General features: G+C 70.3%; 5 protein-coding genes. 1 reads left to right on the top strand and 4 read right to left on the bottom strand.

Features of this window, described 5'->3' with window-relative positions; genetic code table 11:
• Positions 1–1,687 (top strand): M4 family metallopeptidase (locus E1298_RS40495; protein ID WP_165975897.1); only part of this gene is annotated, 1,687 nt, incomplete at its 5' end.
• Between the two features lie 752 nt (positions 1,688–2,439).
• Here the strand turns inward: E1298_RS40495 and E1298_RS40500 are convergent.
• The 4 genes from E1298_RS40500 to E1298_RS51400 form a co-directional block, all read right to left on the bottom strand.
• Positions 2,440–2,814 (bottom strand): hypothetical protein, encoded by a 375-nt coding sequence (locus tag E1298_RS40500; protein WP_131902687.1) that lies wholly within the window; start codon positions 2,812–2,814, stop codon positions 2,440–2,442.
• A 233-nt stretch (positions 2,815–3,047) separates the two neighbouring features.
• Complete coding sequence (locus E1298_RS40505) at positions 3,048–4,127, bottom strand: MerR family transcriptional regulator (RefSeq protein WP_131902688.1); 1,080 nt, start codon at positions 4,125–4,127, stop codon at positions 3,048–3,050.
• Positions 4,128–4,310: 183 nt separating this feature from the next.
• Positions 4,311–5,177, bottom strand: coding sequence for a CPBP family intramembrane glutamic endopeptidase (locus E1298_RS40510; protein WP_131902689.1), 867 nt, complete (start codon positions 5,175–5,177; stop codon positions 4,311–4,313).
• A gap of 89 nt (positions 5,178–5,266) precedes the next feature.
• Positions 5,267–7,966 (bottom strand): winged helix-turn-helix domain-containing protein, encoded by a 2,700-nt coding sequence (locus tag E1298_RS51400; protein ID WP_131902690.1) that lies wholly within the window; start codon positions 7,964–7,966, stop codon positions 5,267–5,269.
• Between the last annotated feature and the right edge of the window lie 36 nt (positions 7,967–8,002).

Raw genomic sequence — 8,002 nt, forward strand, 5'->3', positions numbered from 1 at the left:
GGCCCCCCAGGGCAACCCCGGCCAGCTGCCGGCCCAGCTGAGCCCCCAGCAGTACAAGGCACTCGTCGGCCAGGCGCGCGCGCAGCAGGACAAGACCGCGTCCGAGCTCCGCCTCGGGGACAAGGTCGAGCTGACGACCAAGAGCGTCGTCAAGGACAGGGACGGGACCACCCACACCCGCTACCTGCAGACCTATGACGGCCTGCCCGTCATCGGCGGCGACATCATCGTCCACCGCGCCCCGTCCGGCGAGCTCTCGCGGGTCTCCAGGGCGGACGTCCGTCCGCTGAAGGTGGACACCGCGCCGGCGACGCTCCGGTCCACGAAGCCGGCCACGCCGAAGGCCAAGGGCAGCGAGGCACCGCGCAAGGTCGTCTGGATGGGACGCGACGGCAAGGCCGTCCTGGCCTGGGAGACGGTCGTCGGCGGGACGCAGAAGGACGGCACCCCCAACCTGCTGCACGTCATCACCGACGCCACCACGGGCAAGAAGATCACCCAGTGGCAGGGCGTCCACACCGGCAGCGGCAAGAGCATGTACTCCGGCACGGTCCCGCTCGGCACCTCCGGCTCCGGCAGCTCCTTCACCCTGCGGGACGCCGGACGCGGCAACCACGACACCACGAACCTGAACGGCGCCCAGTCCGGCAGAGGCACCGTCTTCACCGACGCCGACGACAACTGGGGCGACGGCACGCCGAGCAACGCCCAGACCGCCGGCGTCGACGCGGCCTACGGCGCCGGTCAGACGTGGGACTACTACAAGACCGTCTTCGGCCGCTCCGGCATCCGCGGCGATGGCGTCGGCGCGTACTCCCGGGTCCACTACGGCAGCAGCTACGTGAACGCCTTCTGGGAAGACAGCTGCTTCTGCATGACCTACGGCGACGGCCAGGGGAACCGCAAGCCGCTGACCGAGCTGGACGTGGCCGGCCACGAGATGACCCACGGCGTCACGTCCAACACCGCGGGGCTGATCTACGAGGGCGAGTCCGGCGGCCTGAACGAGGCCACCTCCGACATCATGGCCACCGCCATGGAGTTCTGGTCCAACAACCCCGCCGACGTGGGCGACTACCTCATCGGCGAGAAGATCGACATCTTCGGCAACGGCGGGCCGCTGCGCTACATGGCGCGGCCGAGCCAGGACGGCCAGTCGCTGGACGCCTGGTCGCCCAACGCCGGAAGCGTGGACGTCCATTACTCCTCCGGCATCGCCAACCACTGGTTCTACCTGGCGTCCGAGGGCAGCGGCCCGAAGGACATCAACGGCGTCCACTATGACTCGCCGACCTCCGACGGTAAGCCGGTCACCGGCATCGGCCGGGAGAAGGCGGCGGCGGTCTGGTACAAGGCCCTCACCGAGGAGATGAGGTCGAACACCGACTACGCCGACGCCCGCCGCGCCACGCTGGCGGCGGCCACCAAGCTGTACGGGGCGACCAGCGCCGAGTACGCCGGAGTTGCGAACGCCTGGGCCGCGGTCAAGGTCGGCGGCCGCGTCAACGACCCGAACGACCCGGGCGACCCCGACCCGGGCGACCCCACCGCCTGGGCCGAGGGCCACGCCTACAACGCCGGGGACGTGGTGACCTACGACGGCGTCAGCTACCGCTGCCTCCAGCCCCACACCGCCCAGCCCGGCTGGACGCCGCCCAACGTCCCGGCCCTCTGGGAAGCCATCTGACCCACCCCGGACGCCGCGGTGCTCCCCGAGCACCGCGGCGTTCCCGCCTACATGCCGCAGCATGGTCTCCAACGGTGATGGTGCACGCCGGAGCGAGGCCCTTCCGTCTCGTCCGGCCAAGGCTCACAAACCCCCGCGCCGTGCACCCCTCAGTATCCGGCCGGTGACGACCGCGCCTCCAGCTTCCCACGCGAGCCAGTCGACGCCCCGGGGCCGCAGGTGAGCCGGACGTCAGTCGGTCCCGGCATCGGCGACGCCCCGCAGGAGCCTGGCGCCGGTGCTGTGCTGGGCCAGTGCGCAACGGCGCTCATGTATCCATCGGAAGCCCGGCGGTTCGCCCCGGTGGTCAGCCGGCGCGAGTTCAGCCGCCAGGCGACCTGGAGGTAGGTGGTGCGGTGGGCTTCGATGCGCCTGGTGTCGGTGTGGTCGGCAGGGTGATCCGCCAGGTCGCGTTCGGGCAGATCGGGGGGCCACTGCTGGCAGTGCGCCCGTCACGCGCCTGAGCGAGGTAGGTGTCGGGGGCGCAGGAGGATGGCGCGGGAAGACGGCTGATCTCTCCCGGTCGGATCTGGATCGACTGCCTGTCCGCCGTTCCGGTCTTGTACTGACGCCAGACTCTCACTGTGACAGGGCTGTCGTTGATGACGATGATGGCGCTCGGCCCTTCGGCGGGCAGGCAGCATGCGGACATCGTCAGCGGCAGCAGGGCCGCTACGGCGCCCGCGGCAAAGCGATCGGTTCTCATTGGCAGGTCATTGAGTCGGGGCTGGGGACGCATTGCCGGGGAGGCGGATATACCAGGGGTCTCCGGGGCAGATCGGCGGGCCCAAGGTGGCTGTACGGCCGTCCCGTGCCGTCGCGATGAACGTGGTGGGGGCACACGAGGCCGCCATATGGATGGCCTGTCCCGGCGGGAGCGGGATCGCTTCGCTGGTCGTACCGGAGCTGTACCGCAGGCGCAGGTCGATCGCGCCGCCGGTGTCGTTGACGACCTGGACCTCGCCGGGGCCCTTGTCGCCACAAGGCGATGACGACCACATGACCAACAGGACGACGCCCGTGATCAAGACCGCCGCCATGGCGGCTGCGCAGCCGATGACACCGCGGGAGGGCCTCTTGTGGCTCATTGGCGGGAGTGTAAGGGAGTGCGCCTGAGCAAGAGAATGGTGGCGTAAAGCCCGCCCCCCGCCACGCGGGGATTTCCAATGTAAATTTCGGCCATATCGGGGATCTTGAACTCGAAGCCAGCATATCTGCCCCAGGCATACTCGAGCGATTTGACGATCCGATGGCTGCCCCGTGGTGCGTCACTGGGCGTTTTGGTGTGGCCTGTTGTGTCTTGTCCGGCGTCCGGTCGACGTCACCGGCCGCTGCCCGTACGGTTACGGCCCTCGCTGCTGACGTCCGCGACGACGCAGCTGACGTTGTCTGGGCCGCCGGTGCGGTTGGTGAGCGCGACGAGTTCACGTACCGCATCCTCGGGGGCGGTGGGCTCGGCCAGCACCCGGCGCAGGTCGCCGGGCGGCACGACGGCGGACAGGCCGTCGGAGCACAGCAGGTACCGGTCGCCCGGCCGGGCGTCGTGGAGACGGATGTCGGGCGCGGCTTCACCCGCGCCCGACAGGGCTCGCAGGAGCAGCGACCGCTGGGGATGGGTGGTCGCCTCCTCAGGGGTGAGGCGGTCCTGGTCGACCATGGACTGGACGATGGTGTGGTCGGTGGTGATCTGGAAGAACTCGGCGCCGCGCAGAAGGTAGGCACGGGAGTCCCCGATGTGGACGAGAGCCAGCTGGGAGCCGGTCCACAGCATCGCGGTGAGGGTGGTGCCGGACGCCTCAGAACCAGCGGCATCGTGGACGGCGCGCTTGGCCTGCTCGATGGCGTCCTCAAGCACGTTGAGGAGATCCCCGGCGGAGAGGGCCTCGCCGATTTCGAGGGGCTTGAGCGCGTCGACGGCGGCGGCGCTGGCGGGGGCACCGCTGCTGCCGAAGCCGTCGGCCACGGCGAGCAGGCGGGAGCCCGCATAGGCGGTGTCCTGGTTGCTTTCGCGGACCAGGCCGGTGTCGGACAGGGCGGCGTAGCGGATCGCCAAGCTGGGCATCGCGGTGTCCCTTCGTGAAAGGTGGTCGATGAGGAACCTGGCCAGGTCACGTCGGGAGGCGGTGTCGGCCTCGACCTCGGCCCAGAAGGCGCGGACCCGCTGGGCGGCCGCCTCGGGCTCCAGATCGCACACCTCCCGGATGCGCGTCAGCGGCATGCCGAGGCGGCGCAGCCATGCCACCAGGCGCGCGCGTTCGAGCTGCGCCGGGTCATAGAGCCGGTAGCCGGTCACGGGATCGACCCGCGCGGGCGTCAGCAGTCCCAGCTCGTCATAGAGCCGCAGGGCCTTGGGCGACAGGCGGGACGCCCGCGCGAACGTCCCGATGGTCAGCAACTCCATGCTCGCGCTCCTCATCATGTCGTCAGGAACGATCCTGCGGCTTGCCCTTTGGGCAAGGTCAAACCACGAGGGCGGCGTTCCCGCTCCAACCGCCCGTCCTCCCCAGCGCGTCGAGCCGCGGCATGGCCCGGCTCGACGGCCGCAGGGCATGTCGCGCTGAACCGATCGCGGGTGCCTGTTCCTCTATGTGCCCTCGCCGTGCGGGCCGTTGAGGCGGCCGCGGGTGGCGATCAGTACCGCGGTCGCCAGCAGCCCGAAGCCGAGGGCGGGCGCGACCAGCAGGTGCCGGTCGGCGAGGTCCGAGTCCGGGAAGAACTCGGGGATCGCGTTGAGGCCCGTGTTGAGCGCGTCGTGGAAGAGGATCATCAGGAACACGCCGCCGCCGGTGCTGTTGAAGACCCAGGTCATGATGATCGTCAGAGCGGTGGTCATCAGCAGGTAGATGCCGAGCGTGCCGAGGTTCTCCCCGCCCTTGGGGTCGGCCCAGTCCGAGTAGGCGAACAGGGGCAGATGCCAGCCGCCCCACAGGACGCCGAGGATGAGCGCCGCCCGGAGCGGGCCGTGGCGCCGCTGGAGGCGCGGCAGTGCGATGCCGCGCCAGCCCGGCTCCTCGCCCAGCGCGCCGATCACGAACTGCACCGTGAGGAACATGATGGCGAGGGACGGCAGCGCGCCCGCGTTGAAGCTGAAATGGTCGGCCGCGCCGGGGACGGCGAATGCCGCGATCATGGGAACGCAGGCGACGCCGAGGATGCTCAGCACGTACCACCTGACCGGCACCCGCCAGCGGGTGCACGCGCGGACCAACTCGCGGCGGGAACCCGACAGCAGGGCGGCCACCAGGGGGCCGAACGATCCGACCACGACGCAGAGATCGGCCATCCCGCCGAGCACGGAGAACGACATCAGGCCGAGACCCTCTTTGGAGAGCATGATCGGCACGTAGCACAGCCAGGTGAAGCCATAGGCGAGGACGAAGAACAGCCAGAGCGGGCGCGCGGGCCGGACGGGCGCGCCGGACTCCTGAATCGGGGACTCTTCCAAGGTCATGGCGGGACGCTAGGGGCGCGCAAGGACCGCCGCTTCCGGTGATCACCCCCGTACCGGCAGGTAGGCCCGCGTCCCGAACGTCCCGAACATCACAGCAGGCCGAGACGGACCGCCCGGGCCACGGCCTGCGCCTGGGTGCGTGCGCCGAGCTTGGCGTGGACCCGTTCCAGATGCGACCGCACCGTGCTGGTCGCCAGCCCGAGCCTGCGGGCCGCCTCGGGGGCCGAGAGGCCGTCGGCCAGCAGTACGAGCACCTCACGCTCCCGCCGCGTCAACACCGGCGGCTCACCGGCACAGGCCGTCCGCACCCGCCGCAGGAACCGCTCAGGCCCGGCCGCCCGCCCCAGCAGCGGAGACAGTTCCGCCCCCAGTTCCAAGAATGGCCGGACGAAACTCCCAGGGGCTCCCAGGACGAGTGCCTCGGCCACGGCCCCCGCGTCTCCTCGCGCCAAGCCCGCCGTCAGCAGCAGCCGAATGCGCACCCCCGCACAAAGGACGTTGAGCCTTAGCGCCTCCGAGGCGACCGCGTCCGCGACCGCCCGTTTCCCCTCGGCCAGCGCCAGGCGTGCCGCGACGAGCCGTTCGAAGAAATCAAGCCCCACCGGCACCCGTCCACCGGCGATGCCGATTTTCTGGGCGAATTCCAAAGCCCGACCAGCCTCGGCCGCATACCCGAAAGAAAGGCAGACATAGGCCCGGCGGGCCGCCGCCGACCTGCGCACCACTGCCCCGAACCCGGCCCCTTCAAGGAACGGAATCTCGGCCACATAGCCGTCCAACTCGTCCAGTGCCTGAAAAGCCCCCTGCTCATCCCCCCGCGCCGCACAGATGTCGGCGGTGAGCCGATGCCTGTGAAACCAGATCCCCGGGTCCCCGGTGCACTCGGGCGCGGCGCCGTCCATTCGCCCCTGCTCCAACAACGCTTCCGTTACCAGTAACGGGCCGAAGGCGAGATACTCGCCCGCGTCCACCTTCTGTGAGTCCGCGAGTTCGGCGGCCTTCCGGCACAGCGCGATCGTCCGCTTGAGATCGCCCCGTGACAGATGCGCCATCGCCAGCCCGGCCAGCGCGTCCAACCGCAGCGCCGCGTCATGCGACGGGACGTTCAGCCGCGCGAACTCTCGTTCCGCCCGTGCCGTCGACTCCGGGGCGGTGCCGTGCCACAGCACGTCGATCAACCGGATGGCGCACTGACCCCGCAGCGGCGCCTGCTCCAGCGGCAACAGGTCGAGCGCCGTGGAGGCGGCCTCCACGGCCTCATCGGGCGCCCCTTCCGCGAATATCTGATGCGCAAGAAATGCGCTGTGCACACCCCGCAGCACCAATGGCAGCTCTTCCCCTGGAGGAAGCTCCACCACGGGATGTCCCGGCGCCTTGCCCCACAGCGAATCGAGCCAGGCCGTCCAGTGGCTCAGCAGAGAGAGCACGACGCTCTTCTCGATCACCGCCTGGGGCAATTCGGCGAGCCACCGCCCGACCCTGCCCTCATGCAGCCACAATTCCCCGCCTTGTTCGGCCAATCGAGCCAACAGGCAGGCCGCCTCCTCCACATCCCCGGCCGCCAGCGTGTGCTCGACCGCTTCGCGAGGACTCCCGTTCGCCTCATGCCATCGAGCCGCCCGCCGGTGCATTACCGCGAGCGACCCGGGTTCGGCATGCTCGGCGACCGCCGCCGCGAACAGCTGGTGATAGCGGAACCACCGTCCCTCCCCATCGAGAGGAACCACGAACAGGCCGTGTTCGACCAGCTCCCGCAGTGTGGCTTCGCCCTGGCCCGTCAGCGCCTCGCACAGCGGCCCGTACAAGCTCGGCAGCACACAGGTCGCCAGGACGAAACGCCGCATCGCGTCCGGCAGCCGCTCCAGCACCTCGGAAACGAGATAGGCGTCCAGGTCGCCCTTGGCCGCGCTGAGCGCCCGCTCCGCGGGCACCCCTCTCGCCAGCGCCAACGCGGCCAACTGCAACCCGGCCGGCCACCCCTCGACCCCCGCGTGCAGCCCATCGGCCGTCCCAGCGGCGACCTGCAACCCCATCGTCTCGTTCAGAAAGGCCACCGACTCGTCCTGCGTGAAGCGCAGCCGCCCTGCGTCCACGTCCGCGACCCACCCACGCGACCGCCACCGTGCAAGCGGCAGTGGAGGCGGCCGCCGGGTCGCGATGACGACGTGCGCCCGCGCCGGCAGCCGCTCGACGAGATGCTCGACGGCAGCATGCACATCCGGCGACTCGATGACGTGGTAGTCGTCCAATACCACCGTGGCCGGACGGACCGTCAGCTCCTCGACCAATGCTCCGACCCGACGCCGCAACGCCGCCGACGACTCCGGTCCAGGCACCGCCACACCCAGTGCCCGCGCCAGTCCCTGGAAGAACACCACCGGCTCGCTGTGGTCCCCGTCCAGCGACACCCAAGCCACCCGCCCCGTCGCAACCCGCGCCCACGTCGCCAGCATCGTCGTCTTTCCGAACCCGGCTGGCGCACAGACCAACGTGACCGGCAGCCGCGACGAACGCTCAAGGAGCAGCCGCAGCCGAGGGCGAGCGACCGCCCGTTCCCGCGCCGGCGGCACGCCACCGCCCGCACGGCCCAACGCCCTTCCCGCCACCTCAAGGGCGTTCGCCGTCACCTGCCGCGTGGCCCCGAGATAGACCCGGCGCCGCCCCCGATAGGCCCGCCAGTAACCGTCCCCGCGTCCATTTCCAGCCGTCTCACGCCGCACGCTGAACCGCCCGGCGGAATGCTCAACGACAAACCCCGAGACTCCTCCAAGCCAGTCGAACCACTCCACCCCGCCGACCTCAACGCCGCCACCGACCACCCAGCC

The sequence above is a fragment of the Actinomadura rubrisoli genome, from assembly GCF_004349215.1.
Classification (GTDB): Bacteria; Actinomycetota; Actinomycetes; order Streptosporangiales; family Streptosporangiaceae; genus Spirillospora; species Spirillospora rubrisoli.